We start from the raw sequence: 26,499 nt of genomic DNA, 5'->3' as shown, positions 1-26,499 counted from the left end.
GAGCTGCTGGAGGGATCATGTGCAACGATTATCGCCTGACGGTCGAACTGGCCTCGGTGATCGAAGAGTTCGAGCATCTTAAGATCAAAATCCGCTTCCCTGAGGGCAGGCCGAACATCGAGGCGCGCGAGGATATCAAGATCACCGATAACGCGCCGATCGTTCGCTCGGTCGAAGGCGAGCGCGGGGCCGGCGAGCTTGTCCAGCGCAGATGGAGCTGGCCCGGACCGAGCGAGAAGCCGGTCTTTAATTTCCGGTCAGAGGGCCGCGAGTTCGCCTCGAACCGGGCTTTGATCCTCAGTGATGGGTTCTATGAATTCACGGATCCGACCGAGAGAGGGAAGAAGCGGAAGGACAAATGGCTGTTTCGGAAGGTCGGTTAGCCGGTCTTCGCCATTACCGGCATTTGGCGCGAGACGGAGGAGGTCGGCGAGGCCTTCACCATGCTCACGATGGAACCCGGTCCCGATATCGCACCCTAGCACGACCGCCAGATCGTCATCCTCGAACGCGAGGCATGGGCAGATTGGCTCGATCCGTCGGTTTCGGCGAAATCGCTGATCAGACCGCTTCCGGCTGGTTCGCTTTCCGTGGAGCAGGTTGGCTGATGCGTTTCTCCTTCCCGCATAGTCACGCCTTTCCCGGCGGCGAGGTCCGCGTCGAAGATGCGGAGGCTGCGGAAGGGATGTGTGTTGTGGAGTTCGGAGACGGGATCGCCATGATCGGAGAATGGCACCCGGACGGCGACGATATTCACCTCTCGGTCCCGGCCTATCGCACGGCCCGCGGCACGGATGTCGAGGCTCGCCGCTGGCGGCTGGTCAAGGACAAGGTGGGATCCTGGCGCTCGCGGCGATCCGCGTGATCGCCCCCGTCGAAAGTCCCTCGCCTAAATGACGAAGGGCGCTCGACCCTTTCGGGGAGCGCCCTTCTGACCCGGACGAGTGCAAACGCGCGACGGATATCGTCGCTGCAGGCAGTTCATCGATGACGGGCAGTGAGCGATAGATGGGGAAAGGCATCCGGGAAATCAAGGCCGTCGGGATTGCCGCTCGCCTGGAGCGGCGCATCGAGGCAGGCATCGCAGATACCGCAGCCATCATCGTCCATCGCCTGGTCCGTTCTTCCGCAACAGATGCAGGACGTGGCCTGTCGATCGGCCTTGGTGCACCGGCGCGGCAGAATGAATTCGGTCGTGTCGTCAAAAAGGGTATCGATGGGAATTGTCTTCATCGCGGTCGTCTCCAACGATCTTGAGCACAGATAGGAGCGCTCAAAATCTTTGCAATGGCAGGGAAAGACGTCCGGCGAGATCATCTTGCCGCACGCGTCCCTGGAGCTCCAAAGGCGCGGGGAACCTTTGAAATTCCGGGACGGTTTCCCCTTAGACCATCTCCGCGCGAGGAGCAGCTTCGTGAAACTCGCCACCTACAATGTCAACGGCATCAACGGCCGGCTTCCCGTCCTTCTGCGATGGCTGGAAGAAGACGCGCCCGACATCGTCTGCCTGCAGGAGCTCAAATCGCCGGACGAGCGCTTTCCCCGGCGCGAACTCCAGCGATTGGGATACGACGCCGTCTGGCATGGGCAGAAAAGTTGGAACCGTGTCGCGATCCTCGCCAGGGATGCAACCCCCATCCTGACGCGCCGCGGCCTGCCCGGCGATCCTGACGACAGCCACAGTCGCTATATCGAGGCCGCCGTCGACGGCATCCTGGTCGGCTGCCTTTACCTACCGAACGGCAATCCCGCGCCCGGTCCCAAATTCGACTACAAGCTGCGCTGGTTCGAGCGGCTCCACACCTATGCGGCCGATCTGCTGACTCTCGATCTTCCCGTGGCGCTGATCGGCGATTTCAACGTCATGCCGACCGATCTCGACGTCTATGCACCGGAGCGCTGGCGCGACGACGCATTGTTCCGCCCCGAGGTCAGGGCGGCCTATGCGGACCTTCTCGCCCAGGGCTGGACCGACGCCGTCAGCCACCTGCATCCGAAGGGACGGATCTATACCTTCTGGAAATACTGGCGGAACTCCTTCGAACGCGATGCGGGCCTGTGCATCGATCATCTTCTCCTCAGCCCGACGCTCGCGCCTTGGCTTCGGAAGGCGAGCGTCCGGCGTGGTCTACGAGGCTGGGAGCACACCAGCGACCATGCACCGGTGATGATCGAGATAGAGCCACCATCGGATTGAGGTCAGTCGGAAGTGCGTTTGCTCGCTCGACGCTCGCGCGCACTCGCCGTTCGACGCGCCTCACGCAACTCCTCAAGGGTCGGCAGCCACCAGCCCCGCCGACGTTCTTGTTCTCCCGGTTCGACCTTCGACGGCCAGGTGTGGACAAGCTCGTCAAGCGAAGGCGTTCGCCATGTGGCCCAGACATGGTCCTCGAGAAGGGCCGGATAGAGTTCGACGATGTCTTCGCGCTCGACCAGTTCGCCGTTGCTGTCGCTCACCACGACAATACCGTAGGCCGTGGTCGCAATCGGCCGATCCGGCGGTGGCAGATCGTCAACGGGAATCGGGATGCGCCGGCGCTTGCGTTCGGCCGCCCGGAGGCGGGAGGTCCTCTCCTCGTCCGTCCCTCTACGCGCCTCGGCGCGCTTGCGTCGTTCTTCAGGCTCGCACCGCTGTGCTTCCGTCTCGATGTCATGCCAGCGCTCGACGAGATCGTCATAGGAGGCAAAAGGCACCCGCCAGACCTTGTGCTCGCCATCCCAGCGCGCGAACGGCACCTGACGGATTTCCTCGACCAGCTTGCGCGAATAGGGCGTCTTGATGCGGAACCCTTCTTTGTCAACGCCAAGATAGGGGCTAAGGATCGGCTCGAACTCGAAGGCATCCCTGCCCCTCGCATCGGCATACGGATCGACACGCGACTCTTCCCTTGCCATCCAGCGATCTATGCGCCGTCGCGCGGTCTTTCCAGGGACGAGCCACGCCATCCGCCGGTCGCTCCAGCGGGCGTGTGGAAAGGTTTCGCGAAACCGCTGTACCGTCATCCGGTCAAACGGAAACGAGACGGCGGCGCGCTCGTCGTCCTCTATGGCGTCATGGCCAATGTCGTCACCGTCAACCATCCCATTGTCTTCCAGTTACAATCCTCACAAAACGCACGCCTTCTCGAAAAGATGCAGCGAATCAAAGGCATGATCGAGACTCGCAAAAGGAGAGGCGGAGATCGCTTAAGTCATTGATTTCCGATTCTTTTCGATGCGGAGCAAATTCGCAAATGATTCGCTTGACTCGTTTTGGTTGCGTCGAGTCGGGAGTTTGGACATGGCCGGTCATCGTGCTCAGTGGAAGGGTTTCATCAAGTTCGGCGAGGTGAGTTGCGGTGTCGGCCTCTACACAGCGGCGAGCACGTCCGAGCGCATTGCGTTCCACACGATCAACAAAAAGACCGGCAATCGCGTCAATCGCGTCTTCATCGACAGCGACACCGGCAAGGAGGTCGAGCGCGAGGACCAGACCAAGGGCTTTGAGATCGAGAACGGCCAGTACATCATGATCGATCCTGAAGAGGTCGCGGCTACCATCCCGGAGAGCAACAAGACGATGACGTCTATTTCGACAAGCCCTACTATCTGGTGCCGAAGCGATTATCACGGCCGAAGGAAAGCTCATGACGGACAAGATCGATGCAACGCGTGAGCGGATGAGCCGGGCGAACTTCGATACTTGATATTGCTGATCTGGTGCGATTGATGCGCCACTTCGCTGATGCATTCAGGCAGGATCGGAATTAGGCACAAAAGGCCGGATCACGAGGCTTGCGCCCAATCCCCATTAAGAAGCCAAAAGAAGCGGAGAAGAGCCAAGATTGCGCACGATGACGTAGTTGCTGCCGGCATGTCTCAGTCTCCTCGTTGGTGGCAGACTGGTCCCAGTATCAACTGGAGGACATCATGATGAAACAGTATGTCGGATTGGACATCTCACAGAAGGAGACCGCCGTTTGCGTCGTGGACGAATCTGGTCGCGAAGAAGGCCCCACATGCGGAACGCGTCGGCTTCGAGACAGGTCCTTTGTCAAGCTGGCTCTGGCATGACCTGAGGCGGATCGGCGTGCCGGTGATTTGCATCGACGCGCGACGCGCCCATGCAGTGTTGTCGTCCCGATGAACAGAAGCTCTGAGTACGACGCGCGCGGCTTGGCCGAGCGGGTTCGCATCGGTTGGTATCGCGAGGTTGCGGTGAAGAAGAAGGCCAGCCAAAAGATCCGCTCTATGCTGATCGCGCGTCTCGCCATCGCGAGACAGTTCCAGCGCTGCGTCATCGAATCGACCGGAGACGGTCACGAGGCTCAAGGGGCCGCAGTCGACACCGGGCTGCCCGATACCTACTTGCGTTGGTCGCAGTCGATCTACTCCGGCTACGGCACGCTCAAAACGAAGCAGGCTACCATTCTTGACCAGAGCGGCATCATTGGATTCCTTCGCAACGAACCGAACGCGCCCGCATCAATTTTCCGTACCGTCTGGGCTAACGCTCTTGCTATCACCGCCGGTGCTCGACGGTTGGGTCGCATCACGATCGGCAGGAACCGTTTCGCCGCCGCCCGGGACGGTATTGTCAATAGTATCCTGGGTGGGAGGCTGCATGTCTTTCGAGGTCGAGGATGTCTGTTCCGTATCAACTTTGGGGTCGACGCGTTCGCCCCAAATCTCCACCGCTCCCCAGACAAGGAACGAAAGCGCCAAGCTGATGGCGAGCACTTTCATCACCGGCCGGCCAAGGCCACCCTGCCGGGTTTCCCGCGCGGTGTATTCCTGCCGCGCGGGATCGTGAGTGCGTGTCAACGGATCGCCGCGTTCATCCTGCTGATGAGTCATGGCTGGTACTCCCTGAAAATCGAGACAGGAAGGAAACTTACGGCAAAAGCTATTGTTCCGGAGAACTTCTTCCCGTCAAGAGGGGCGATAGATACCGGTGGTTCCGACTCCGCGCCACTTGGCCGAAGAGGCGTTCTATCCGCCCAACCTCAACCTTTCTCGCACGCTCCAGAGCATTCCTTCTTCAGCCGCGCTTCTCGCAAACGACGCGTTTTTTCTTCGCGGATCCTTCGTTCGGAGGTCACTATTTCGCGTGCAGCCTGGGTGCTTTCGTCAATGTTGCCCCACGCGGACTTCTCCTTCCGCAAAAGTTCACTGTGTTCCATTATTTCACCTCCAACGAGAGGCATTCTTGCCAGGATTGCCTTGAGATTTCACACCCGAAAGGAGGCTCGAAATGAGCCTCTTCGAGAAATCATCCACCTCAATCGACCGCGTCGGCCAAATAGAACATCCGCGCGGATGCTTCGACAGTGGATCGGTGTCGTTGCGCATTATGGGTTCCGTCGCTGCGGGGTGATCTCGTTGTAGATCTTTTGCAGCGACCTCAGTTCCTCGGGCTGGAACGTCCCCTTCAAGGGATGACTGTTCATCGTCGCCCCCTTTTTGCCTGGGGCGGAAGCGCGCTACTGCTCACACGGATGGCGCCCGTATCAATTGCCACCCCGTATACAGGATACGCTCAACCAGGCGAAAGTCCACCCCGCGAAACGAAACTCCTTCGACCACGGCTGGGACGACCAATGCTTGACAGTCTGGCGCCGTTCTTACTCGTTGACGCCGTGAAACGTGCGTGCGGCCGTTTACACAAGAGCTCGATGTTGAGTGGACGTAGGTCGATCCCGGATAGGTATCGAAGAGGTACTTCGCGAAGCTCTTCCGCGTCCGCTCGTCTTTCGAGAACCACGGTTTCGAGCTGATCTCGTCAAAAAGCGCTTTCAGCGCTGCGAGTTCCTCGGGCTGGAAAGCACCAGTACTAGCTGGCCAGGGCAAGGCGCACCTCATTTGGTTGCGGGTGCAAGCGTTTCAGCCAACCTGGAAAGCGCCCGGTACGAAATGCCACCCGTGGATGTTTCCTACATCGAGAGCACCGTTTGTCGATTCAATAATCAGGCGCCTAACACAATCATTCATGAACAGATGACAACCGTCGAAAACCTTGGCACCAGTTTCCATACAATCGCAGAGGCCGCAAAAACTGAGGGGTTTGTGCTAATGGAACACACTCTAAGGCTTCGCCTGTATCTCAAAGGATGTGGTGGTGGCGATCCCCGAGGGGTCGTCGTGCGCTACGCCGGTAATCAGCCCAGGCCCCAGCTGTCTCAGGATGGCGGGTTCTGAACCGCCGTCGCGCAGAGCATCTCCTTCATCCGCTGAATCGCCAGGCGATCTAGATGCTATGCTCGTCATCGATCGCAAGCTCTTGTATGGCGCACGTCCTCAGCGCAGCGCCGACACGCGAACCGAGGTGGCGCAATGAAGTTCCGCGCCAACACCATCATGACCCAGCCTCGTCAGTGAAACTCCCCGAAGGCCGAACAAAGAGGAGGATCGACCAGGCGGGGACGGTATCCCGCTCCCCGTCCCGGCAGCTCGCATAAACGAGATCGCCGAGGTCTCCACCAAGGTCGCGAGGCTCGTCGGAGGCATTTGCCCGCAGCTGGAGCAGCCCGCCAATCAGCCGCCAGTCGACGAAGAGTTCCGCGTCCGTGTCCGATACGATGGTCCCCGCGTAGCCCTGGGCATCTGCGAGCAATGGGACCACGTACTGACGGCGGATGTCGATCAGCCGAGTCATGAATGCTCGCCAGTCCTCGCGCTCCGGCGCGTCCAGGTTTGACCAGTCGAGCTTTGCCCCTGTGAAGGCCGTCCAATCGTTCGGATCCACGATATCCTCCGGCCCTGCCCCGGTGGGATAGCCTCCAAAATTCTCCGCCTCCCTGAATCGGTTCCGGTGGATGTCGGCGGCCAGATCTCCGCTATAGTCGGCAAAGAAGCGAAACGGACGGTCGCTGAGATGTTCGTCGCCCATGAAGACCAGGGGAATCTGCGGCGACAGGAAGAGAATTTCGGTCAGGAGACGATGAACCCTCGGGTCGAGTGACGCGTGTAGCCGGTCACCCAGCGCCCTGTTGCCGACCTGATCGTGATTTTGAAGAAAGTGTACGAAGGCTGTTGGTGCCAAGGATGCAGGATGCGGCAAGACTGAACCGACCGTGGCTTTGCCTTGGTTCAGATAGCCCTCCGTCAGCGCCTGCTTGATCTGCCGCCAAGGCCGCTCCTTGTAGGGCGCATAGTGGCCCTCGGCTTCTCCGGTCACAGCAACGTGCATGGCGTGATGGAATTCGTCGTTCCAGTCCGCCGCAAACAGGCGATGGCCATTTTCATTTGCCGCGAGCAAATCGCCGCCATTGCTGGAATTTTCTACAATAAGATGCACATGACGATCTGTGAACGCCGAATGCACCGTGTCGGAGATTTCCTGCAGAATGTGCGGCGTTCCGGCATCGACGATCTGATCGACGGCGTCGAGCCGAAGGCCATCGAACCGATACGCCTGCAGCCAATGAAGAACGTTTCCGATAAAGTAGGATCGTACTGCCGGCTCATCGAATGCAATACGAGGTCCCCACGGCGTGGGATCCTCACTATGGAAGAACTCGGGGGCATAGTGCGGCAGGAAGTTTCCTTCCGGTCCGAAATGGTTGTAGACCACATCAAGGAAGACCATCAGCCCGCACCGATGAGCAGCGTCAACGAAGTGCCGGAGATCGTCCGGCGTGCCATAGGCGTTGTGCGGTGCAAATTGGAATACACCGTCGTAACCCCAGCCCCAGCGGCCGGGAAACTGGGCGATCGGCATAAGTTCGATCGCGGTGAAGCCGATCTCCGCAAGTGCGGACAAGTGCTCGATTGCCGCGGTATAGGTTCCCTCCCGCGTGAACGTCCCGACATGGAGTTCATAGAACACAGCCTCTTCCCACGGGCGTCCGCACCAACCGGTTTGTTTCCACGCAAAACGGTCGGATGCGCATAGCAACGAGGGGCCATCGACACCCAGCGGCTGAAAGCGAGAGGCGGGATCGGGCACGCGCCTGCCATCGGATAGCACATAGCAGTAGAGAGCGCCCACAGGCTGATGGTCGAGACGGACCGCGAACCAACCTTCATCCTGCCGCTCCATCACCACCTGGCGGCCGTCGATGTCCAGCTTCAAAGAGGATTCGGCCGGCGCCCAAAGCCGGAACACTGTCGAGCCGTCCTTGCAAAAATGCGGCCCCCAGCCACCATCAACGGCCATCATCGCAGCAACCCCTGACCGCCGTCGACGAAGACCGAAGAGCCTGTCATATGCGATGCCTCGGCGCTGAGCAGAAAACGGATGACCTTGGCAACGTCGATTGCCTGGCCCGGCTTGCCATCGGTCAAGGGAATGCTGCCCTGCGGCCAAATGACAGGCACTTCCGTTTCCGCGCGGTTGCGGATTTCAGAGCCGGCGACAATGTTTGTGTCGATCGCTCCCGGGCAGACGACATTGACGCGGATGCGATGTTTTCCAAGCTCAAGGGCCAGCTGCTGCGCCATGGCCACCTGCGCTGCCTTGGACGCGCTATAGGCGGTCGCACCTGGATTGGTGAAAGTGTGTACCCCGTTGATCGACGATACGATGACAATTGCGCCGCCTCCAGCACGCTTCAGCAGCGGAACGGCCTTGTGAAGCGTCAGGTAAGTGCCGCGAAGATTGATGCAGATCGTCTCGTCCCATTCGGAGGGCATTAGATTCTCGATCGGTGCCCAGACGCCATTGATGCCGGCGTTCGCCACGACCGCGTCCAGGCGGCCGAAATGGGCCTTCGTTTTCTGGACGATCTCACCAACGTCAGATTCATCAGACACGTCACCGGCAATCGCGATTGCCTCGGCGTCGGCCACAAGAGCCTCGCGCGTTTGGGAGAGAGCATTTTCGTCGCGGTCGAAGAGCACGAGACGATGGCCCGTTGACGCAAGAAGTTCCGCCGTCGCCCGCCCTATTCCAGATGCGGCGCCAGTAATCACCGTAACGGGAGACCCCATGGGTCAGCTCCGCACTTCGGACGTGAAGCCAGTGGTCTCGACAGCTTCCACGCTTATAGTCTCGTCTTCGATATCGCCTTGCTGTTGTGGATCGGAATCGAAAGCGGTGAGCTGGACCATGATTTCCTTGGCGCGCGTGACCGCGGCATCTTCAGATACATCATGCGCAACCATGCACACCGATACCTTCTCGCGGCCCTCCCCGACAAATTCAACCGTCGTCGTGCCTTCTGCGCTGTGAACATTCGTTTCGATGAGTTGCATAGTGACCTCCTATCAGGATGGTCAAAACCGAAGACGGGAGACGAAGTTCCTGTACGTTTGCGGACGGACCGGGTCGCCGAGACAACGAATGTGTCGGCATACGGAACCTTTCGCGGCTTGTGTTGTTGGCCATCCGCAAACAGGGAGCGCACCATGGCCAAGAGTACATCCTCGAAACCCGCATCAGCGAAATCCTCGAAAACCACGGCGACCACGGCGCAGGTCCACGATCAGAAGATGGCGCGTGGCAATGGCGGCGAGCTGCACCAGGTTGCCGAGGGCGAAACGCCCGTTCTGACGACGGCGCAAGGCGGTCCCGTCGCTGATGACCAGAACTCGCTGCGCGTCGGCGCACGCGGGCCGCTGCTGGTCGACGACTTCCATTTCCGCGAGAAGATCTTCCACTTCGACCACGAACGCATCCCAGAGCGGGTCGTGCATGCGCGCGGATACGGAGCACATGGCTTCTTCGAGACGTATGAATCCCTCGCTGCCTATACGAGGGCGGATATTTTCCAGCGCGCCGGCGAGAAGACCCCGGCCTTCGTGCGGTTCTCTACTGTCGCCGGCAACAAGGGCTCCTTCGATCTCGCCCGCGACGTCCGCGGCTTTGCCGTCAAGCTCTATACGCAGGAAGGCAACTGGGATCTCGTCGGCAACAATATCCCGGTCTTCTTCATCCAGGACGCCATGAAGTTTCCCGACATGGTGCATGCGGTGAAGCAAGAACCCGATCGCGCCTTCCCGCAGGCCCAGAGCGCGCATGATAATTTCTGGGACTTCATCAGCCTGACACCGGAAAGCATGCACATGATCATGTGGGTCATGTCGGACCGGGCCATTCCCCGCTCCTTCCGCTTCATGGAAGGCTTCGGCGTGCACACCTTCCGTCTCCTCAATGCGAAGGGTGAGCCCACGTTCGTCAAATTCCACTGGAAACCCAAGCTCGGTCTGCAATCCGTCGCCTGGAACGAGGCGGTGAAGATCAACGGCGCCGATCCCGACTATCATCGCCGCGACCTTTGGAACGCGATTCAGGCTGGTAACTTCCCCGAATGGGAGCTCTGTCTGCAGCTGTTCGATCAGGATTTCGCCGACAGCTTCGACTTCGATATCCTCGATCCCACCAAGATCATTCCCGAGGAGGTGCTGCCGGTGAAACCGGTCGGCCGCCTCGTTCTCGATCGCATGCCGGAGAATTTCTTCGCTGAGACGGAGCAGGTCGCCTTCATGACCCAGAATGTCCCGCCCGGCATCGATTTCTCCAACGATCCGCTGCTGCAGGGCCGCAACTTCTCCTACCTCGACACCCAGTTGAAACGCCTTGGCAGCCCGAACTTCACGCATATCCCGATCAACGCGCCGAAATGTCCCTTACATCATTTCCAGCAGGACGGGCACATGGCCATGCGCAACCCCGTCGGCCGGGCCAACTATCAGCCCAACTCCTGGGGCGAGGGGCCGCGGGAATCGCCGTCGGCCGGTTTTCCGCATTTCCCTGCGGAAGAGCAGGGCCAGAAGGTGAGGCTACGCCCCGAAAGCTTTGCCGACCACTATAGCCAGGCGCGCCAGTTCTACATTAGCCAAACCCCAGCCGAGCAGCGGCACATCGCGGCCGCTCTGACCTTCGAGCTCAGCAAGGTCGAAGCGCCCGTGATCCGCGAACGCGTCGTCTCGCATCTGATGAATATCGACGAGACCCTCGCCAACACCGTCGCCGAGAAACTAGGCTTCCAGTCCATGCCGAAACCCGCCGATGCCGCAATGCCGACACGGCAGGATCTGGAGGCCTCGCCTGCGCTCAGCATTGTGGAACGAGGACCCAAATGCTTCGAGGGACGCAAGCTTGGCATCCTCATCACGGACGGCGTCGATATCGACCTTCTGACCGGCCTGCGGGACGCCATCGCGGCGGAAAAGGCAGAGGTCGCACTGATCGCGCCGAAAGTCAGCGGCGTGACGGCGTCCGACGGTTCATGGGTGCCGGCGCAGTTCATGATCGACGGCGGTCCTTCGGTGCTTTTCGACGCGGTCGCGCTCCTGCCGGCCAAGGCGGCGATGGATGATCTTCTTCAAGAAGCGACCGCGCGGGACTTCGTCGCCGATGCCTTCCAGCACTGCAAGTTCATTGGCCACGTCACCGATGCCCTCCCGCTCCTGCAGGTGGCCGGGATTGCCGACAGGCTCGATGAAGGTGTCATCGAACTGCCTGGCGAAAACGGCCTCTCTGCCTTCGTCGCGGAACTCGGCAAGCTGCGCCTTTGGGCACGCGAGCCCTCCGTCAAGCTTGGCAAGGCATCCGTTCCGCCTGCTTAGTCGGCAGCATTCTTTGCCGTGTGCGCGGGGAACAAAGGTCAGAAAGGCTGGTTGACTCCCCGCGCGATCGCGCCCGCCACTCTGGCAAACATTCACGACAACAGGAGAGACCCATGCCTACCAAGACAATGGAAGACCTTTTCCTCGACGGTATCAAAGACATCTACTACGCCGAGCGCAAGATCATTGCCGGCCTCAAGAAGATGATCCGCGGCGCCGAGGCCGAAGACCTGAAGGCCGCATTCGACAAGCACCTGCAAGAAACCGAGGGACAGGTCGAGCGGCTCGTGCAGGTGTTCGAGCTTCTCGGCAAGCCGGCGCGCGGCAAGACCTGCCCGGCCATCGATGGCATTCTCGAAGAGGGTCAGGAGATCCTCGAGGAATTTAAGGGCTCGCCCGCGCTCGACGCTGGTCTTCTTGCCGCCGCTCAGGCTGTCGAGCACTACGAAATCGCCCGCTACGGCACCTTGAAGTCCTGGGCCATGCAGCTTGGCAAGAACGACGTCGCCAAGCTGCTCGATCAGACGCTCGCCGAAGAAACCAAGACCGATCAGGCCCTGACGCAGCTTGCAGAGGCCAAGGTCAACCGCGAAGGCAAGACCAAGGCCGCATGATGCGGAACGGGCGGAGAGGCGGCTCTCCGCCCGTCCCTAAAATGCGAAAGACGCCCGGACCGATGCGATGGGAGTGGAGATGTACGGTGAGTGGCGACATATCTGCGTGGATATGCAGCGCATGTTTGCTGAAGACACGCCTTGGAAAGTCACCTGGATGGAGCGAGTCTCGCCACAAGTGCTGGAAGTCGCCAGCAACTATGCAGACCGAACGATCTTCTCTCGCTTTTTGCCGCCCGCCCGTCCAACCAATGCGACAGGCATGTGGCGCGCCTATTATGAGAAGTGGTGGATGATGACCGCCGAGCATCTCCCGGCCGAGATGTATGGCCTACTCCCCGAACTTGCCGCATTCACGCCGCCCGCCATCGTTTTCGACAAGCGGACCTATTCTCCGTGGATCGACGGACGGCTCAATGCGTTTCTAAGGGGCCAGGACGTCAAAACGCTTGTCATCACCGGTGGCGAGACCGATGTCTGCGTCCTCGCAACGGCCCTCGGTGCCGTCGATTTGGGCTACCGTGCCATCATCCTGACGGATGCCGTCTGCAGCGGCGCGGATGAAACGCACGACGCGTCGTTGAGACTGCTCGAAAGCCGGTTTACTGCCCAGATGGACGCCATATCGACGGAGGCGTTTTTATCGTCGGTTTCCGGATAGCAGTTTCGCGATGAGACCAAGCGCACGCAGACAACCCGTGTGAACACCTTGCCGTTGGGGGCCGGCGGCGCGAACCGTCTTCCATGCTGGACAACAGCTCAGATGACCGCCTCCATGTCACTCGAAGCGCCGGTTATGCCGCTTCACCTCCAGCACAACGCGGTCGCCGAGGTGCCGAGCCATGGCCAGCCTTCGGAAACGATCTGACAACAAGCCGGCGGTGCCGCTGCTTCGAACCTTACACTGGCATTTAGGAAGCTACGGCGACGGGTCATCCGGCTCTTAGCAAATAGGCGTCGCCCGCCAGGATGCGGGCGACTGGAAGCCGAAGACCGTCAATCCGTTTTCATCAATGGCTGGAAATTGAGCTTGCCCCAAGCGAACCGGTCGTTCGCATCATCGAGAGGATATTCGCTTCTACGGCAGCCGCGATAAATGCTTCCCGCGCTTGTGACAGTCCGTGATGTCCCTCCACGCGCATCGCAGTCACCATGCAAGCCTGTTCGTAGCGCCGTCCTCGCTGAACAGGCCAACGGATCAAAAGGTAGTGTAACGCCTGTTCCGGACCATGGACGGTTTCGCCGCACCCGGGTTGAAATTCGATGACGACAGGCGCGGCCCACACGCCCACAGTGGGTTTCTTCAATGCAATACCCATGATTTCCTCCCAGAACGTGGTCTGCATGGAGTGACAATAGGACTGGTTTTGGAAATTCAAATGACGGTGGCGCCTATTGTCCGATTCCGTACGAACGGAAAGCCGCCCGGCCCTCCATAGGCCGAGCGGCTATTTGAAAAGTGCCTGGTCTACCTTCCGCCCTAACTGGGCGGCGGCGGGCGGTTCTCGAGCTTGTCAGGATCTCGTGCACTCTTCTGCGCGACGGCTCCAGGCTCAGCGTCAACCTCTTCCTGAGCCTGGATCCAGTGATCAAGCGCAACGCCATCCTGAGAGCCTTCTCGCTGCCAGATTGCATAGGCACGGGCGCGGATTTTGTCTTCACGATCGTTGGTCATCGGACACCTCCTGCTGGTCATAAGAATTGAACCAGCGTCGTGCCGGTATGTTCCAACCGACGCGTGATGCGCAAACGCTAAGCGCTCATGCGCGGCGGCGATGACGGGCCAGACCGATGCCAAGTCGGCCGTAGGCCCTGAACGGGAAGGCCGGCTTCAAGGCAAGCAGCGACGAACGCCTCTCTTGCAACAGCGACCGGCGTCATTCGGTAAAGCGCCGCTCGGCATTTTCGACAAGCGCGCTTATATCGCTCGCCATGTCGGAGGGGCCATTCATTCTCGAGAAAGCCGACGGTGTCATGGACGCTTTCGAAGGAGCGCGTCACCCCATTAGGGAAAGATACCTGAAGGGGAACAGAGAAATAGACGTCAGCCAGCATCGCAATCCTCCTTTCAATGACAATTCTGGCGCCACCTATTTGGTTTTTGTGGCCCGGTTTTCAAGAGCCACTCAACAGCATGATCGAAGCTACCCGGCCAGTGCAAGAATCGAATTTACGAGCACTTTCAAATCCGTCGGCTTCCCGATGTTGCGAGCGTTGGAGAGTTCGGAATACTGAGCCAGTTCCTCGGGATCGCTGGCACTGGCAATAACGAACGGCACATTGAGCACGTTCAGCCGCTCAGCCACCGGCGTCACTTTTTCCCTTCCGAGATTGACGTCGAGCACTGCTGCGTCGGGCCGTCGTTTCGCGATATGGTTGAGTGCGTCTCTTACCGATCCAACCGGACCCAGAACCAGAAAACCAGCATCCTCAAGACAGGCTTTCAGTTCCAGCCCGATGAACAGGTCATCCTCGACAACAAGAACGGAGAGCCTGCGTTCGATAGCATCTTTCGCAGGGTTGCTCATGGGACCTCACAGCGGGATTTAGATTGATGCGCGTAAACCGCCTGGATGGTAGTGAAGTTCCACGTGCCCGCCGAGATGCGCGGAGGTTCTCTCGATAAGCTCCGTTCCGTAGCCCCTCCGGCTCGGGAGCGACACGGGCGGCCCATCGATCTCCCGCCATTCGCATACCAGATTGGAAGTCTCCTCAAGGTCCTCCTCCACGGCCCACGTGACATGGACCCGGCCACTTGCTGCAGACAAGGCGCCATATTTCGGCGCGTTCGTTCCCAACTCGTGGAAAATCATGCCGATGGCGAGCACCCGCGAACTGGGTACCTGGAGGGGGACGCCCGTGCAGTCAAGACGCCCCTCCCCCGCCTCGCCGACAGACTGGCGAAGCAGATCCTCAAAATCCGTCGCCTCGTGGCTGGCGGCGATTTCCTGCGCGCGCAGCCTCGCCTGCAATCGTCCCAGCAGGCTATCGCGGTATTCGCCTGCCGTACGGTCCCGCGTCTCCGTCTGCACGGCGATGGCTCGGACGACCGCGAAGAGGTTCGCCATCCTGTGGCGCGTCTCGGATATGATGAAGTCCTTTTCGGCGTCCCGGCGCTGGCGCTCGGTGACATCGTCGAAGATGACGAGAATGCTTGAACTGTTGTCGTCCGGATGCACCAGGCGACGCGCATCGACCAGAAAGGTTCTCGGTCCGATCAACGGAAAATCGTGTTTCACCTCGAAGCCGACGACCGCCGCCGCCTTCGGGATCACTGCGGCGACCGTTGCCGAGGTCAAAGAAGTTCGTTCCGATAACCTCGTCGCGATCGACCCTGAACGTCTTGACAAAGGCGTTGTTGGCCGTGGTCACGCACAGATTCCTGTCGAGAACGACGACAGCCTGGCTCATCGTATCGACGACACCTTGCGCCTGAACGTGGCCGGCCTTCAGCAGTCTATAAAGGTCCTCCAGCACCATCGTACCCACTCCTGGAAGCGTCGCGCCGATGTCCTCGGAATCTCCTTTCGACAGACTATGCCAGGCACATCGTCCGGGATAGCCGGCTTTGAAGATCATTGACGAATCTGGCCTTGCCCCGGGCCGGTCCGTTCATGCATCGCCCGTCGGTGAGAGCACGCCTCGTCAAGCTGCTCGAGCAGATCCTGAAACCTTTGGTCGGCTTCGCTCTCGACACGATACATGGACTGAAGACGACCACGCATTTCCGCGTTATCGAAGAGTTTGTGTCGTTCCGACAGGGCCTTGCCGCTCTGATACCTGGACTGATGCAATGCCGTCTCCGTCAACCACCAATGGATCGGGAACAGGCAAGTGCACTGGATTGTTCCACCGAACGCCTACCGACATCAGCTTGCGTCCGGGCTCAAGCTAGGGCCGGATATCTCGGCTCTCAGGTAAGCGTCCACATTGCAAATCAGGCCCGAGGGAGCAAAATCTAGCAGAACCTCGCCGTTGAGCTCGGTGGCAAGAAGACGTTCGATAAGCTTCGATCCGAATCCGCGCCGCGTCGGAGCGACGACGTCCGGCCCGCCTTCTTCTCTCCACTGAAGCTTGAAACGCGCGGTGTCCCGGCTGCCGTGCCAACGGATGCAAACGACCCCGCCCTCTCGCGACAGGGCACCGTATTTCGCGGCATTTGTTGCAAGTTCATGGAAGGCAAGCGTCAGCGCCGTCACGGCATGCGCCCCGACATTGATCGCCGGCCCTTCGATACGGAACCGATCCGGCGCATAGGGCTGCAAAGCCGTATCGATCACCGTGCGCAGATCGGCCTCCTCCCAATTCCCGGTTGTCAGCACGTCATGGGCGCGCGCGAGCGATGCCAGGCGCTCGTCGAACGTCCTCACGGCATCGCGCTCCTCGTCGCCGTTGACAAATGTCTGACGCGCGATTGCCGTGACCGTCGACAGGATGTTTTTGATGCGGTGCTTTAGCTCGCCCATGGCCATGGCTTGAAAGCGCTCGAACTGCTTCTTCGCCGTGATGTCCCGCGCGATCTTCGACGCCCCGATGATCTCGCCCGCCCCACCATAGATGGGAGAAACCGTAAGAGATACATCCACGAGAGTGCCGTCACGGCGCCGGCGTCTGGTTTCATAGGGCGGCACATGCTCGCCCAGCCCGATCCGGCGAAAGAGGTCGTATTCCTCCTCGCCCTGGTCTTCCGGAATGAGCATTAAAACCGACCGACCAACCATCTCTTCGGCACCGTAGCCGTAAAGCCGCTCGGCGCCTCGATTCCAACTGGTGATCGTCATGTCGAGATCGGCGCTCAGGATGGCGTCGTCGGTGGAAGCTATGATCGCCGCCAAACGTCGCTCCAGGACCTGCGCCCGCCTGAGTTCGGTCGTCTCGTTGACGATGCAGAACACGCCGGCGACCGAGCCCGTCGCATCGTGGACGGGCGAGTAGGAAATGTCGAAATAGACCGTCTCCGGCCCGCGCCCCCGCTCTATGTAAAATGGCCGATCCTTTGCCGAAACCGTCTCGCCCGTCTCAAACACCCGTTTGAGAAGCGGTTCGAGATCGGTCCACAGTTCCGCCCAATATTCGCGTGCGGGCCGGCCCAAGGCGTGCGGATGCTTGTCGCCGATGGTCGGTGCATAGGCGTCGTTGTAGAGGGCGAGAAACTGCGGCCCCCAGAACATGACGATCTGGAGATCCGCTCCGAGCATGATGTCGACGGCGGATCGAAGGTGCTGTGGCCATTCCGTGACGGGACCGATGCTCGTACGACTCCAGTCGAACGAACCGATCAACCGCGCCATCTCGCCCCTGTGGCGAGCAAACTCAAGACTCGACACAAAATTCCCCATCCGCAGGCAGGACCATTCAACGCGATTAGATAATCGCTACAGCACCATAGACAAGGCAAATCAGGAACATTGTCAAATGTTTGCGAGAAAGGCTATCGCGCATCGGGCAAACAACGGGATGAGGCGCAGAGTGGCGGATTGAAGCGAAGGCGTATCTCGCCCGGGTCGCCGAGGCGGAACCGTCGACACGGGTGATCGTTATGGGCAGGCACCCTCATCGACGTTAGAGGACATCCACATGCCAACCTTGTCAGGACAATGTCTCTGCCAGCAGGTTCGGCTATCTGTCCATGGCGAACCGCTGCGAATAGGGATTTGCCATTGCACGGATTGCAGGAAGGAAAGCGGGTCTGCCTTCACCTTTTATGCCATCTGGCCGCGGGATCGCTTCCGCTATTCCGGCGAGACAGCCGCGCTGCAGGGCCGTTGTTTTTGCCCGCGATGCGGATCGCGACTGTTCTCTGTCGATGACCGGGAGGTCGAGGTCAAGCTCGGCATTCTCGACGATGCGCCTACCTGCCTTACCCCAACCTACGAGCTTTGGGTCAAACGACGCGAACGATGGCTGAAGCCCGTGGAAGGCGCCGCACAGTTCGAGGAGGACCGCATTGAGCGCTGAAACGGAACCGTCCCGGCAATTGGGATGGGTCCGGCCCTGCGTCGTCGGCACCAGGCGCCATGCTGCGCCTGATGCCATTTTTCGCGTGCAAGCCCGTCATCCGGCGTAAAATCTACGCCTTCGCCACCAGTGCTGCCTCGTCATCGTCGCGCTGGCGTCCACCGAGAGCGGCAGCGGCGGAGGCAACGAAGGCGCCGACCAGCAAGGACAGGGCGCCGAGCAACGCGACCGTGGCGGCCGACTTTCGGGCATCGTCGGCAGCCTGAAGGGCGGTATTCTTCGCGTCCTCGATCTGCTGCAGCACCTGGTCGACACGCGTGCGGGCCTCCTCCTGGGGGATACCCGCGCGGGAAGCTACGATGGTCGCGACATAGGCGCGATCGGCTTCTGGAACCTCTCCCTTGGCTGCGCCCTGCATCAGGATGCGCGACACTTCGGCGGTAGCAGCCGCGTCGTCCGATTGCGCCCTTGCCGCTGCATCCTGCGGACGCAGGAGCAGGTCCGTGAAGTATCCCGTTGCAAGATCGGGAGCCTCGTCGCCGCCGGCTGTCGCGGCCGTGGCGCCGACGCTGGCGGTCGCTGCAACGGACGATGCCGCCTGCACACCGCTCCCGACCAGCGAGGTGAAGGCGGACCCGGCCAGCCCGGCTACCACGACGGTCGCCAGCGCCCAGCTCAGAAAACCATGCGCGGTATCGCGGAAGAACACTTCGTCGGTATGGATGCCGGCCCATTTCGTGCGCAAGCGCCCGGTGAGATAGCCCCCAAGCGCCGAGGAAAGCCACTGGACGATGACGAACCAGATGGCGGCCGTCACGCTGACCGTCGTGAACGAGGCGCTCTCTCCCGACCACGGCGACACCATGGTGAGCCCGACGCCTGATCCCAGAAGGAGAAGGATGAGCGTTATCGCAGCCGCCGCTGTCGCGCCGCCGATGACCGGCCCCCATGCCAGAGCTGGAACATTGGATTCGATGCCGACGTCGGAAACGCCCGTCGAGTAGCTAGCCATTGTCGTCTCCTATCGCATGAACAGGACAAGCAGGATGACGATCGGCAGGGGGATACCCAGGAGCCAGAGAAGAATACCGCGACCCATTTTGAAATCTCCTTCATGTCGTGAACGCGTCGTGCGCGTGGACAACAACTTCCGCCTTAACGCAATGTTCCACACCGCACCGACGGCCGTCGTTTCACTGCCTTTTCCGACACATAGCCCCGGGGAACATTGTCCGGCACGCCGGGTTTCTGACAGGCGGGACCATGTGCGGAGTTTCGGGCAATGAAGGTGCTGAGAGACAACGGTTTGACGATCGTGCTGACTGTCGCGACGATGACGACGCTCGCGGGAATGATGGCGACAGGGATCTCAGTCTACAACGATGAACTGACGCGCCACCACCAGCCCGGCGTATCACTGGCCGCATACCTCGCCAGCGGGCATTTCCTGTCCGCCCTCTTCGAGAACTGGGAAAGCGAGTTTCTCCAGATGTCCGCCTATGTCGCGCTGACGGCTTTCCTCTTCCAGCGAGGTTCGGCCGAATCCAAGGATCCGGACGGCGGCGCAGAACAGGACGGAAATACTGACGCTCATGCCGGCAACACGGATGTACCACTGCCCGTCCGGCTTGGCGGCCTATCGGCCAGCCTCTATGCCTATTCCCTCGGCTTTGCGCTCTTCGCTCTCTTCCTCATGAGCTTTGCGCTTCACCTCCACCACAGCGCAGCCGCCGAGGCGGTCGAAGCGCTGGGCCACGGCAAGCCTCCGCCGACGATCTGGCAGCATGCCGGTAGTGCGCAATTCTGGTTCGAGTCCTTCCAGAACTGGCAATCGGAGTTTCTGTCCACGGCTGTTCTCGTGGTCCTCTCGATCTTTCTGCGCTTTCGCGGCTCGCCAGAGTCAAAACCAGTTGCCGCACCCCATTCCAAAACGGGAGGATAGGCAATGTGCAAACAGACGTCATGGAGAAATGGGAAGTGATGGAGCAATCAGCAATCATCGAAGCGCTCGGGGTTCGCCCCGATTTCGATGCCATGCATGAAATCAACAAACGTGTCGCGTTTCTGAAAACCTATCTCCTCGAGAGCCGCCAGGCGGCCTATGTGCTGGGCATCAGTGGCGGCGTCGATTCCCTCACGGCCGGCCTCTTGGCCCAGCGCGCTGTGCGGGAGCTTCGCGAGGACGGACACGCTGCCACCTTCATTGCTGTTCGTCTGCCCTATGGGGTCCAGGCGGACGAGTACGACGCGGCCGCCGCGGTCGCCACCATCGCTCCCGATCGCATTTTGACCGTGGACATCAAACCCGCTGCCGACAGCCTGATGGCCGCCGTCCTTGCCGGCGGCATCGATCCTCTCCTGCGCCATCACTTCATCCTCGGAAACGTGAAGGCGCGCCAGCGAATGGTGGCGCAATATGCGATCGCCGGCACCGCATCCGGCATCGTCATCGGCACCGATCACGCCGCCGAAGCGCTTATGGGCTTCTACACCAAGTTCGGCGATGGTGCCGCCGATGTCCTTCCGCTTGCCGGCCTCAACAAAAGGCGGGTCCGCGCCGTGGCCGCCGCGCTTGGTGCACCGGACCACCTCGTCTGGAAAGTACCGACGGCAGACCTCGAATCCGATGCGCCGCTGCGACCCGACGAAGACGTCTACGGCGTGACCTATGACCAGATCGACGACTTCCTGGAGGGGCGGCCCATCGCGCCGGCGGCGTCCGAGCGGATTCTCTCGGCCTACAGGGCGAGCGCTCACAAGCGCGCGCTTCCCGTCCCCGTGGGATGATGGAACATCACGGGAGCGGATGGGTTAGGGTCTGGAAAGGAGATCCGACATGGGTATCGACAAACCCCGGGACGGTGCACCCGGCACGACCGACCAATCCCCCCGCTGGGAGGGCCCTGAAGAGAGCCGGCCCCGCGGCTATCTTCCGGCCAAGGACGATCCCGACCGCGCGCGTGACGCCGTCGGGGAGACGAACAAGGATCCGGAACGCAATCGCCCGTCCGACGCCTTGAAGGTGAGGGAACGCCGCGATGGACAATAAGCGCGAACGGAACGGCGCATTCGCGCCGTCTCAAGCTGATCGCAGGGCCGATGGCGTTGCCAGCGCAAAGCCGACGGTCATCACCGGTTCCGAGGACGCTACGGTAAATCGAACGCCCCCGGCAAGAAGCCACAAAAGGACTGGGACGTTGGTTTCGACGACGAACAACCCGACCGATCATGAGGCGGCAACCATGAAGCACGACCCAAGAAACCTCGACAAAACTGCTGACGGCCGACGGAGGCCCCAATCGCAGGAATCGGGCCGCGATATCTCGGATCCGCATCCCGGCAGCGTTTCCGATGGCACACATTCCGAAGCCAACGAAACCAAGCTTGCGCGGAGCGAAGGAGACAGGAAACATGGAACACCGAACTGAATCACCGGCGGTAAAGTCTTTGCAGGAGGAGCAGGCCCGTCAGGCAAGTGCCGACGCGAAAGGCAAGCTTCAAAAAGGATTGGAAGATACGTTCCCTGCTTCTGACCCCGTCTCGGCCACGAACACTTCCACGGTGAAGAAGCATGTGGAACCGACAACGTCCGCTGAAGGCAAGCAATCCGGACGCAACAAATAGAGCAACGGCAGGAACAGGGCGGAGGCCATTTCGGAACAGTCGAGATCGACGTGCTCAATTCGGTTGCCGGCGTCCCGCGGGTTCTCGGTAAACTGCCGTCTTTGCGCGTGAGCCTTCGGGTAAATTTACATGAAGGCGGGAAAGCCCCGGTTTTACCGGGGCTTTTCTCGTCTGCCGACCACGGCAGCAAGCAAAAGAAAAGCTGCCACACCGGCGACGCGTTGCCACCGCACCATCCGTTTACCGTGGCGTCGGATTCCGATCCGCTCTCGCAGGCTGGCGATTTCGGCGCGCAGCGTCGCAAGGTCATCGAGCACATCCTGATCGCTCGCCGGTAGGACGCCGACAAGAGGCGCCGCCTCCTCGATCTCCTGCAGATATTCGCGCAATTGCGCATCGCTCTCGAAACCATGTTTGCGTATGTCGGTCATCGTTTCCTCTCTCAGATCATGATCTCGCCGCCCGTGACGGGGATCACCGCGCCCGTCATGTAGCTACCGAGGTCGGAGGCCAGCAGGACGAAGGCCCCTGCCAGTCCGGCGGGCTGGCCAGCGCGGCCAATGAGGGATTGCTTGCCGAAATCCTTCGTTTTCTCGGGTGGCATGGTGGAGGGAATGAGCGGCGTCCAGATCGGTCCAGGCGCGACGGCGTTCACACGGATTCCCTTGTCGGCGACCATTTCGGCGAGCCCTGCGGTGAAGTTCGAGATTGCCCCCTTAGTCGCTGCATAGGCGAGAAGATGCGGCGACGGCTGACGTGACTGAATCGAGGTCGTGTTGATGATAGCGCTGCCGGGCTTCATGTGCGGAATGGCCGCGCGAGCCAAGAAGAACGGCGCGTAGATATTGGTCCGGAACGTGCGGTCCCATTCCTCGGTGCTGATATCGCCGATATCCGTATAGGTCCGCTGGAAAGCGGCATTGTTCACGAGGATATCGAGCTGGCCGAAGTTTTCCAGGCACTGCCGCACAAGATGGCGGCAGTGATCATCGCTCGTAATATCGCCTGCAAGGACGATGGCCTTGCGTCCCGCCTCATCAACCCAGCGCGCGGTTTAATTGGCGCCTTGGTCTTCACTCAGATAGGAAATCGCGATATCGGCGCCTTCGCGCGCGAAAGCGATGGCGACCGCCCGGCCGATGCCGGAATCGGCACCGGTGATCAATGCCACCTTCCCCTTTAGTCTTTCCGCCCCGGCATAACTCTCCTCGCCGTGGTCAGGAATCGGCTTCATCGCGCTCGTCAGGCCGGGTGGAGCTTGCTCCTGCGCGGGCTGCGGCGGACGGGGTCGGCGCGCATCGTTCTCGGACATCTCGGTCTCCATCGGCAACGGGCTTGCGCTTCGAACTCACTGCCCTTGGCGATGTTCCCGCGGGAAGCGCAAACACCTGACATGTGAAGCTCGAGCCGAGCAATCCTGATGACGGGAAAAGGTGGAATGCATACGCCGGTGTGCGGGCAGACCCCAGCAAAAATGCCCAGGGTCCGCACCTATGCGGTCGAACCTAGCAACGATCGACGTATCTGTTACCGTACCGGTCCCTGTAGTAGCAGCGTCCTGGCTGATCCGCGACATTGCCGATCAACGCGCCGGCGACACCGCCGACCGCTGCTCCAACGGCTGCGCCGCGCACATTGCCGGTCGCAACGCCGCCGACAACGGCGCCCGTCGCGGCGCCAACACCGGCGCCCCGTTCCGTTGCCGTACATGCAGCGAGCGATAACCCGACGCAGGCAATAAGTATGAGCTTTTTCATGGAAACCTCCCTATCTCGACCTTGTGAGAACCCGCAGTCGTGCCCTAAGTTCCCGGCCGTGGTGAATCTGCTTTAATGCGGAGCGCCGGCCTGGGTGCCTACTGTCCGCTCAGGCTCCTGATATGGTCCAGCAAGGCAATCTCGCCGCGTACAGGATCGACCGGCAGTTGGGGGCCATCGACCGTAGCTGCGGTCATCCGCGCATAGGCCCGGGCTGCATCCGGCGAGAAGCCTGCGGCGCGAAAGCTTTCCTGCCATTTGTCGCGCGGAATGGTCTCCCGTCGCACCGGGCGGCCGAGCGCCGTAGAGAAGGCCGCCGCCACATCGTCGAACGTGTAGCGCCGCGGACCTTCGACATAGCGTATGCCAGCGTCGCCAGCGTCGGAGAGAAGCCGGCTGGCGGCCACTTTCGCGATGTCGACAGGCGAAACCATCGGCAAACGCATGTCGCCCGGAAAGGGTGTCTGCAAGACGCCTTCCCTCGCGGGTTCCAGCAGCATGTCTAGGTTCGTGTAGTAGTAGGCCGCACGGTTTATTGCGGTGGGAACGCCGCTTGCCTCGGCTTGCCGCTCGAAGTCGAACAGGACGGACAGGTCACCGATCCCCTCTCCCGGCTGGGCGCCATAGGTCGAGGCGACAACGATCTTTTCAAGGCCCGAACCGGGCAGGGCGTCCGTGATGGCACGCGCTGTCGCCGTTTCCGCTGCGTCCGTATCGCCGCTCGGATCGGCCGGCGGATTAAGGAGAAAGGCGCGGCGGCCTCGACGAAAGAGATCGTGCAACGGCGCGGTCTTCCCCACATCGAGAACGATCGGCTCGACATTCTCGGTGCGGATGTCGTCGGCCTTTCCGGCGCCGTGCACGATCGCGATGACCTTTTCGCCGGCCGCATCGAGCAGGTTCACGAGTTCGGACCCGATATGGCCCGTTGCTCCCAGAACGATGAACATTGTGCGCTCCTGTCGCTTGTGCCGCCTATTGGCCGTCTTCCGGCGAAACCGCGGGGGCGATATCTGTCTGGGCGGGCATTGCAGATCCGTCGGCGGTCGCCGCATCCCCTGGCTTCTCTTCCAGCGGCTCCGTCGACGTCCCGTCATTTGAGACCGATACCGAAACCCTGTCCGTCGAAAGCGGCTGCGCCGTTATGGACCCATCGGCGGCCGCGACGCGCCAAACGGTATTGCCGGCGTCATCGGCGATGAGCAGGGCTCCCGTTCCGTCCATGGCAAGACCGACCGGTCGGCCACGGGCCTCGTCCCCTGCCAGAAAGCCGGTCACGACATCCTGAGCGGCGCCGGATGGGCGCCCGTTGGCGAAGGGGATGAAGATGACCTTGTAGCCGTTGAAGGCGTTTCGATTCCAGCTGCCGTGATTGCCGACGAAGGCACCGTCTCGGAACGCCTCCGGCATGGCGGAATCGTTGGCAAAGGCGAGGCCCAGCGCCGCGACATGGCTCGATAGCGCATAGTCCGGCACGATCGCCCGCTCGACCATGTCAGGACGCTGCGGATGAACCCGCGGATCGACATGCTGTCCGTAGTAGCTCCAGGGCCAGCCGTAGAAACCACCCTCCTTCACCGAGGTGAGATAGTCGGGAACGAGATTGGGGCCGAGTTCGTCGCGCTCGTTGACCACCGTCCAGAGTTCGCCGGTCTGCGGGTGAAAATTGAGGCCGTTGGGATTGCGCAAACCCGAAGCAAAGACCTTTGCCGCACCGGTCTGCCGGTCGACCTGCCAAATGGCTGCGCGTCCTTTTTCGGCCTCAATGCCCCGCTCTCCCGCATTGGAGTTCGATCCGATGGAGACGAAGAGGAACCGTGCGTCAGGGCTGAGGGCGAGGTCCTTGGTCCAGTGATGATTGATCGGCCCACCGGGAAGCGGCGTCAGGATCTTCGGTTCTGCCGTGATCTCTCCGCCACCGAGTTCGTAGGGATAGGCGAGGATAGCGTCTGCTGCGGCGACGTACAGCGTTCCGTCATGCCATGCGACGCCAAACGGCGAATTCAACTCGGTCAGGAGATCGCGCCGCTCATCCACCGTGCCGTCGCGGTTGGTGTCGCGCAGAAGCGTGATGCGATTCGTCTCGCCCCCTCCCCTTCCGCCGCCGGCCGCCATACCCATGATCCAGCCGCGGATGATATCCTTGGGCCGGTTCAGCGGCTTGCCGGCGGGCGCCTTCGATTGCACGACGAGCACGTCGCCGTTCGGAAGCGTGTGCACGGTGCGAGGATTGGCGAGATCCTTGGAATAGGCGGAGACCGAGAGGCCCGCCGGAACTTCCGGTCTTTGCCCTTCCGTCCAACCGACCACCTTCGCCACCTTGAGGTCCGGCCACAGGCTTTGCGACGGGTCAGGGAGTATCGGATCGGGGCCAATTTGACGCGAGGCATCAAAGTCATCGCTACCACTGCAGCCGGCGACCACAAGAGCGGCGAGAAGGAGGGCGCGCCTAGACATGAAAAGCCTCCTTCCGGCCCAACCAAGCGGTCATGAGCATTGCGACCACGGTCACGATAGACACCGCCAATCCATAGGGGACGACGGCCGTCCACCCGTCGGCGGTATGGATGAAGCTGTTCAATGCCGCCGCGAGGAGCACCACGATCCCTCCCAGCAGCGCGGGCCATGAAGGGCCTTTCCTCCAGATGGCGAGAACAAGCACCGCGATCACGAAGGCGAAACAGCCGAAGATCAACCCGGCGAGAAGTAGCCATTCGGAAAAATGCAGCCAGAGCAGGTTCGAGGTCTGCCAATAAGCGATGTCTGTCAGTACGGTAAGGAAGAAACAGGCGACTGGGAACGACGCGAAGAATCGGTAGGCGGCGCGCATCAGGCAGCGGGAGACGGACGTCGTGTTGTCAAAAGACATCGGCGTAAATCTGCTTCGTTTGAACTACTCCCTTACGCGCCAACGGAGGGAATGTTCCGCATAGAGATTTCTTCGGAAGGCGCGGTCCTGTCGCGGCAGGATTTCCGGCACACCTTGCCGGTCCACAAAAGCGGGCCATATCGATTGAGGAGATCCACAGGAGCGAGAGCAATTTCCCGGCGCGCCA

General features: G+C 60.8%; 27 protein-coding genes and 6 pseudogenes. 14 read left to right on the top strand and 19 right to left on the bottom strand.

Annotated elements, in window-relative coordinates:
- The first annotated feature begins 17 nt into the window (after window positions 1–17).
- Both P9A16_RS30705 and P9A16_RS30700 read left to right on the top strand, forming a co-directional pair.
- Window positions 18–608, top strand: a pseudogene (locus tag P9A16_RS30705) (SOS response-associated peptidase).
- Window positions 608–865, top strand: a complete 258-nt coding sequence (locus P9A16_RS30700; protein WP_024270810.1) for a hypothetical protein — start codon at window positions 608–610, stop codon at window positions 863–865. The pseudogene P9A16_RS30705 and the gene P9A16_RS30700 overlap by 1 nt, the downstream one beginning before the upstream one ends.
- 116 nt (window positions 866–981) lie before the next feature.
- On the opposite strand, the gene P9A16_RS30695 is transcribed toward P9A16_RS30700, so the two are convergent.
- A complete protein-coding gene (locus tag P9A16_RS30695) occupies window positions 982–1,317 on the bottom strand; it encodes a hypothetical protein (protein ID WP_278026305.1) in 336 nt (111 codons plus the stop codon).
- Window positions 1,318–1,414: 97 nt separating this feature from the next.
- On the opposite strand from P9A16_RS30695, the gene xth reads away from it, so the two are divergent.
- Window positions 1,415–2,197 (top strand): exodeoxyribonuclease III, encoded by a 783-nt coding sequence (gene xth, locus P9A16_RS30690; protein ID WP_023515253.1) that lies wholly within the window; start codon window positions 1,415–1,417, stop codon window positions 2,195–2,197.
- A 2-nt stretch (window positions 2,198–2,199) separates the two neighbouring features.
- Here xth and P9A16_RS30685 read toward each other — a convergent pair whose 3' ends face one another.
- Window positions 2,200–3,081 carry a hypothetical protein gene (locus tag P9A16_RS30685; protein ID WP_024270808.1) on the bottom strand — a complete coding sequence of 294 codons (882 nt, stop codon included), beginning with the start codon at window positions 3,079–3,081 and terminating at the stop codon, window positions 2,200–2,202.
- 199 nt (window positions 3,082–3,280) lie between these two features.
- Between P9A16_RS30685 and P9A16_RS30680 the strand changes: the two are divergent.
- Both P9A16_RS30680 and P9A16_RS35835 read left to right on the top strand, forming a co-directional pair.
- A pseudogene (locus P9A16_RS30680) lies at window positions 3,281–3,606 on the top strand (Ku protein); the annotation flags it as partial.
- 306 nt (window positions 3,607–3,912) lie between these two features.
- Window positions 3,913–4,278, top strand: a pseudogene (locus tag P9A16_RS35835) (IS110 family transposase); the annotation flags it as partial.
- Window positions 4,279–6,334: 2,056 nt separating this feature from the next.
- Here the strand turns inward: P9A16_RS35835 and treZ are convergent.
- From treZ to P9A16_RS30655, 3 genes are read right to left on the bottom strand one after another with little or no spacing between them, the layout of a single operon-like run.
- Complete coding sequence (gene treZ / locus P9A16_RS30665; protein WP_024270806.1) at window positions 6,335–8,140, bottom strand: malto-oligosyltrehalose trehalohydrolase; 1,806 nt, start codon at window positions 8,138–8,140, stop codon at window positions 6,335–6,337.
- The gene (locus P9A16_RS30660; RefSeq protein WP_024270805.1) at window positions 8,137–8,910 is read right to left on the bottom strand and encodes an SDR family oxidoreductase; all 774 of its coding nucleotides are present in this window, start codon (window positions 8,908–8,910) and stop codon (window positions 8,137–8,139) included. The genes treZ and P9A16_RS30660 overlap by 4 nt, the downstream gene beginning before the upstream one ends.
- A gap of 3 nt (window positions 8,911–8,913) precedes the next feature.
- The gene (locus P9A16_RS30655; protein ID WP_024270804.1) at window positions 8,914–9,174 is read right to left on the bottom strand and encodes a hypothetical protein; all 261 of its coding nucleotides are present in this window, start codon (window positions 9,172–9,174) and stop codon (window positions 8,914–8,916) included.
- Between the two features lie 153 nt (window positions 9,175–9,327).
- On the opposite strand from P9A16_RS30655, the gene catE reads away from it, so the two are divergent.
- The 3 genes from catE to P9A16_RS30640 all read left to right on the top strand — a co-directional run bounded on the left by catE (window position 9,328) and on the right by P9A16_RS30640 (window position 12,765).
- Complete coding sequence (gene catE / locus P9A16_RS30650) at window positions 9,328–11,490, top strand: catalase C (protein ID WP_024270803.1); 2,163 nt, start codon at window positions 9,328–9,330, stop codon at window positions 11,488–11,490.
- A gap of 113 nt (window positions 11,491–11,603) precedes the next feature.
- On the top strand, window positions 11,604–12,104 hold the full coding sequence (locus P9A16_RS30645; RefSeq protein WP_023513649.1) for a YciE/YciF ferroxidase family protein: 501 nt from the start codon (window positions 11,604–11,606) through the stop codon (window positions 12,102–12,104).
- A 79-nt stretch (window positions 12,105–12,183) separates the two neighbouring features.
- Entirely contained in the window at window positions 12,184–12,765 is a 582-nt protein-coding gene (locus P9A16_RS30640) for a cysteine hydrolase family protein (protein WP_024270802.1), read from the top strand.
- A gap of 349 nt (window positions 12,766–13,114) precedes the next feature.
- On the opposite strand, the gene P9A16_RS30635 is transcribed toward P9A16_RS30640, so the two are convergent.
- From P9A16_RS30635 to P9A16_RS30610, 7 genes and pseudogenes are all read right to left on the bottom strand, one after another.
- The gene (locus tag P9A16_RS30635; RefSeq protein ID WP_063832220.1) at window positions 13,115–13,423 is read right to left on the bottom strand and encodes a DUF982 domain-containing protein; all 309 of its coding nucleotides are present in this window, start codon (window positions 13,421–13,423) and stop codon (window positions 13,115–13,117) included.
- A gap of 161 nt (window positions 13,424–13,584) precedes the next feature.
- Window positions 13,585–13,779, bottom strand: a complete 195-nt coding sequence (locus P9A16_RS30630) for a DUF2934 domain-containing protein (protein ID WP_024270801.1) — start codon at window positions 13,777–13,779, stop codon at window positions 13,585–13,587.
- A gap of 77 nt (window positions 13,780–13,856) precedes the next feature.
- Entirely contained in the window at window positions 13,857–14,159 is a 303-nt protein-coding gene (locus P9A16_RS30625) for a DUF982 domain-containing protein (RefSeq protein WP_081870638.1), read from the bottom strand.
- 89 nt (window positions 14,160–14,248) lie between these two features.
- The gene (locus tag P9A16_RS30620) at window positions 14,249–14,632 is read right to left on the bottom strand and encodes a response regulator (protein ID WP_024270800.1); all 384 of its coding nucleotides are present in this window, start codon (window positions 14,630–14,632) and stop codon (window positions 14,249–14,251) included.
- 18 nt (window positions 14,633–14,650) lie between these two features.
- Window positions 14,651–15,403 carry a sensor histidine kinase gene (locus P9A16_RS30615; protein WP_024270799.1) on the bottom strand — a complete coding sequence of 251 codons (753 nt, stop codon included), beginning with the start codon at window positions 15,401–15,403 and terminating at the stop codon, window positions 14,651–14,653.
- Between the two features lie 52 nt (window positions 15,404–15,455).
- Window positions 15,456–15,515 (bottom strand): annotated as a pseudogene (locus P9A16_RS35720) (hypothetical protein); the annotation flags it as partial.
- A 458-nt stretch (window positions 15,516–15,973) separates the two neighbouring features.
- Window positions 15,974–17,395: a sensor histidine kinase gene (locus tag P9A16_RS30610; protein WP_024270798.1), complete on the bottom strand. Its 1,422-nt coding sequence runs from the start codon at window positions 17,393–17,395 to the stop codon at window positions 15,974–15,976.
- 286 nt (window positions 17,396–17,681) lie between these two features.
- Between P9A16_RS30610 and P9A16_RS30605 the strand changes: the two genes are divergently transcribed.
- Window positions 17,682–18,062, top strand: coding sequence for a GFA family protein (locus tag P9A16_RS30605; RefSeq protein ID WP_024270797.1), 381 nt, complete (start codon window positions 17,682–17,684; stop codon window positions 18,060–18,062).
- A 112-nt stretch (window positions 18,063–18,174) separates the two neighbouring features.
- On the opposite strand, the gene P9A16_RS30600 is transcribed toward P9A16_RS30605, so the two are convergent.
- Window positions 18,175–19,074 (bottom strand): hypothetical protein, encoded by a 900-nt coding sequence (locus P9A16_RS30600; protein ID WP_023515554.1) that lies wholly within the window; start codon window positions 19,072–19,074, stop codon window positions 18,175–18,177.
- A gap of 270 nt (window positions 19,075–19,344) precedes the next feature.
- Between P9A16_RS30600 and P9A16_RS30595 the strand changes: the two genes are divergently transcribed.
- The 5 genes and pseudogenes from P9A16_RS30595 (at window position 19,345) to P9A16_RS30575 (ending at window position 21,686) form a co-directional block, all read left to right on the top strand.
- Window positions 19,345–20,004 (top strand): DUF6766 family protein, encoded by a 660-nt coding sequence (locus P9A16_RS30595; RefSeq protein ID WP_024270796.1) that lies wholly within the window; start codon window positions 19,345–19,347, stop codon window positions 20,002–20,004.
- Window positions 20,005–20,042: 38 nt separating this feature from the next.
- A complete protein-coding gene (gene nadE, locus P9A16_RS30590) occupies window positions 20,043–20,849 on the top strand; it encodes an ammonia-dependent NAD(+) synthetase (RefSeq protein WP_430441350.1) in 807 nt (268 codons plus the stop codon).
- A gap of 49 nt (window positions 20,850–20,898) precedes the next feature.
- A complete protein-coding gene (locus tag P9A16_RS30585; RefSeq protein ID WP_023515961.1) occupies window positions 20,899–21,111 on the top strand; it encodes a hypothetical protein in 213 nt (70 codons plus the stop codon).
- Window positions 21,101–21,294 (top strand): annotated as a pseudogene (locus tag P9A16_RS30580) (hypothetical protein). Before P9A16_RS30585 ends, P9A16_RS30580 begins: the two are co-directional and overlap by 11 nt.
- Window positions 21,295–21,473: 179 nt before the next feature.
- Window positions 21,474–21,686 carry a hypothetical protein gene (locus P9A16_RS30575; RefSeq protein ID WP_024270793.1) on the top strand — a complete coding sequence of 71 codons (213 nt, stop codon included), beginning with the start codon at window positions 21,474–21,476 and terminating at the stop codon, window positions 21,684–21,686.
- A gap of 152 nt (window positions 21,687–21,838) precedes the next feature.
- Here the strand turns inward: P9A16_RS30575 and P9A16_RS30570 are convergent, their stop codons facing one another.
- The 6 genes and pseudogenes from P9A16_RS30570 to P9A16_RS30545 form a co-directional block, all read right to left on the bottom strand.
- Window positions 21,839–22,117, bottom strand: a complete 279-nt coding sequence (locus P9A16_RS30570) for a hypothetical protein (RefSeq protein WP_023516208.1) — start codon at window positions 22,115–22,117, stop codon at window positions 21,839–21,841.
- Window positions 22,118–22,128: 11 nt separating this feature from the next.
- A pseudogene (locus P9A16_RS30565) lies at window positions 22,129–22,998 on the bottom strand (glucose 1-dehydrogenase).
- Window positions 22,999–23,191: 193 nt separating this feature from the next.
- Window positions 23,192–23,443, bottom strand: coding sequence for a glycine zipper domain-containing protein (locus P9A16_RS30560; protein WP_023511989.1), 252 nt, complete (start codon window positions 23,441–23,443; stop codon window positions 23,192–23,194).
- 98 nt (window positions 23,444–23,541) lie between these two features.
- Window positions 23,542–24,393: an NmrA family NAD(P)-binding protein gene (locus P9A16_RS30555; RefSeq protein ID WP_023511990.1), complete on the bottom strand. Its 852-nt coding sequence runs from the start codon at window positions 24,391–24,393 to the stop codon at window positions 23,542–23,544.
- Between the two features lie 25 nt (window positions 24,394–24,418).
- The gene (locus P9A16_RS30550; protein ID WP_023511991.1) at window positions 24,419–25,900 is read right to left on the bottom strand and encodes a PQQ-dependent sugar dehydrogenase; all 1,482 of its coding nucleotides are present in this window, start codon (window positions 25,898–25,900) and stop codon (window positions 24,419–24,421) included.
- A complete protein-coding gene (locus tag P9A16_RS30545) occupies window positions 25,893–26,312 on the bottom strand; it encodes a DUF2231 domain-containing protein (protein ID WP_023511992.1) in 420 nt (139 codons plus the stop codon). The genes P9A16_RS30550 and P9A16_RS30545 overlap by 8 nt, the downstream gene beginning before the upstream one ends.
- Between the last annotated feature and the right edge of the window lie 187 nt (window positions 26,313–26,499).

It is taken from the genome of Shinella sp. 838 (genome assembly GCF_029623935.1).
In the GTDB taxonomy this organism is placed as follows: Bacteria; Pseudomonadota; Alphaproteobacteria; order Rhizobiales; family Rhizobiaceae; genus Shinella.
The sequence above is the reverse complement of the archived record's forward strand: the minus strand, read 5'-3'. Positions and strand labels throughout refer to the sequence as shown.

Excerpts from the sequence above, each read along its gene's own strand:
- P9A16_RS30700 (WP_024270810.1), top strand. The coding sequence starts at position 608 with ATGCGTTTCTCCTTCCCGCATAGTCACGCCTTTCCCGGCGGCGAGGTC.
- P9A16_RS30695 (WP_278026305.1), bottom strand. The coding sequence starts at position 1,317 with ATGATCTCGCCGGACGTCTTTCCCTGCCATTGCAAAGATTTTGAGCGC.
- P9A16_RS30685 (WP_024270808.1), bottom strand. The coding sequence starts at position 3,081 with ATGGTTGACGGTGACGACATTGGCCATGACGCCATAGAGGACGACGAG.
- treZ (WP_024270806.1), bottom strand. The coding sequence starts at position 8,140 with ATGATGGCCGTTGATGGTGGCTGGGGGCCGCATTTTTGCAAGGACGGC.
- P9A16_RS30660 (WP_024270805.1), bottom strand. The coding sequence starts at position 8,910 with ATGGGGTCTCCCGTTACGGTGATTACTGGCGCCGCATCTGGAATAGGG.
- P9A16_RS30655 (WP_024270804.1), bottom strand. The coding sequence starts at position 9,174 with ATGCAACTCATCGAAACGAATGTTCACAGCGCAGAAGGCACGACGACG.
- catE (WP_024270803.1), top strand. The coding sequence starts at position 9,328 with ATGGCCAAGAGTACATCCTCGAAACCCGCATCAGCGAAATCCTCGAAA.
- P9A16_RS30645 (WP_023513649.1), top strand. The coding sequence starts at position 11,604 with ATGCCTACCAAGACAATGGAAGACCTTTTCCTCGACGGTATCAAAGAC.
- P9A16_RS30640 (WP_024270802.1), top strand. The coding sequence starts at position 12,184 with ATGTACGGTGAGTGGCGACATATCTGCGTGGATATGCAGCGCATGTTT.
- P9A16_RS30635 (WP_063832220.1), bottom strand. The coding sequence starts at position 13,423 with ATGGGTATTGCATTGAAGAAACCCACTGTGGGCGTGTGGGCCGCGCCT.
- P9A16_RS30630 (WP_024270801.1), bottom strand. The coding sequence starts at position 13,779 with ATGACCAACGATCGTGAAGACAAAATCCGCGCCCGTGCCTATGCAATC.
- P9A16_RS30625 (WP_081870638.1), bottom strand. The coding sequence starts at position 14,159 with ATGCTGGCTGACGTCTATTTCTCTGTTCCCCTTCAGGTATCTTTCCCT.
- P9A16_RS30620 (WP_024270800.1), bottom strand. The coding sequence starts at position 14,632 with ATGAGCAACCCTGCGAAAGATGCTATCGAACGCAGGCTCTCCGTTCTT.
- P9A16_RS30610 (WP_024270798.1), bottom strand. The coding sequence starts at position 17,395 with ATGGCGCGGTTGATCGGTTCGTTCGACTGGAGTCGTACGAGCATCGGT.
- P9A16_RS30605 (WP_024270797.1), top strand. The coding sequence starts at position 17,682 with ATGCCAACCTTGTCAGGACAATGTCTCTGCCAGCAGGTTCGGCTATCT.
- P9A16_RS30600 (WP_023515554.1), bottom strand. The coding sequence starts at position 19,074 with ATGGCTAGCTACTCGACGGGCGTTTCCGACGTCGGCATCGAATCCAAT.
- P9A16_RS30595 (WP_024270796.1), top strand. The coding sequence starts at position 19,345 with ATGAAGGTGCTGAGAGACAACGGTTTGACGATCGTGCTGACTGTCGCG.
- nadE (WP_430441350.1), top strand. The coding sequence starts at position 20,043 with ATGGAGCAATCAGCAATCATCGAAGCGCTCGGGGTTCGCCCCGATTTC.
- P9A16_RS30585 (WP_023515961.1), top strand. The coding sequence starts at position 20,899 with ATGGGTATCGACAAACCCCGGGACGGTGCACCCGGCACGACCGACCAA.
- P9A16_RS30575 (WP_024270793.1), top strand. The coding sequence starts at position 21,474 with ATGGAACACCGAACTGAATCACCGGCGGTAAAGTCTTTGCAGGAGGAG.
- P9A16_RS30570 (WP_023516208.1), bottom strand. The coding sequence starts at position 22,117 with ATGACCGACATACGCAAACATGGTTTCGAGAGCGATGCGCAATTGCGC.
- P9A16_RS30560 (WP_023511989.1), bottom strand. The coding sequence starts at position 23,443 with ATGAAAAAGCTCATACTTATTGCCTGCGTCGGGTTATCGCTCGCTGCA.
- P9A16_RS30555 (WP_023511990.1), bottom strand. The coding sequence starts at position 24,393 with ATGTTCATCGTTCTGGGAGCAACGGGCCATATCGGGTCCGAACTCGTG.
- P9A16_RS30550 (WP_023511991.1), bottom strand. The coding sequence starts at position 25,900 with ATGTCTAGGCGCGCCCTCCTTCTCGCCGCTCTTGTGGTCGCCGGCTGC.
- P9A16_RS30545 (WP_023511992.1), bottom strand. The coding sequence starts at position 26,312 with ATGTCTTTTGACAACACGACGTCCGTCTCCCGCTGCCTGATGCGCGCC.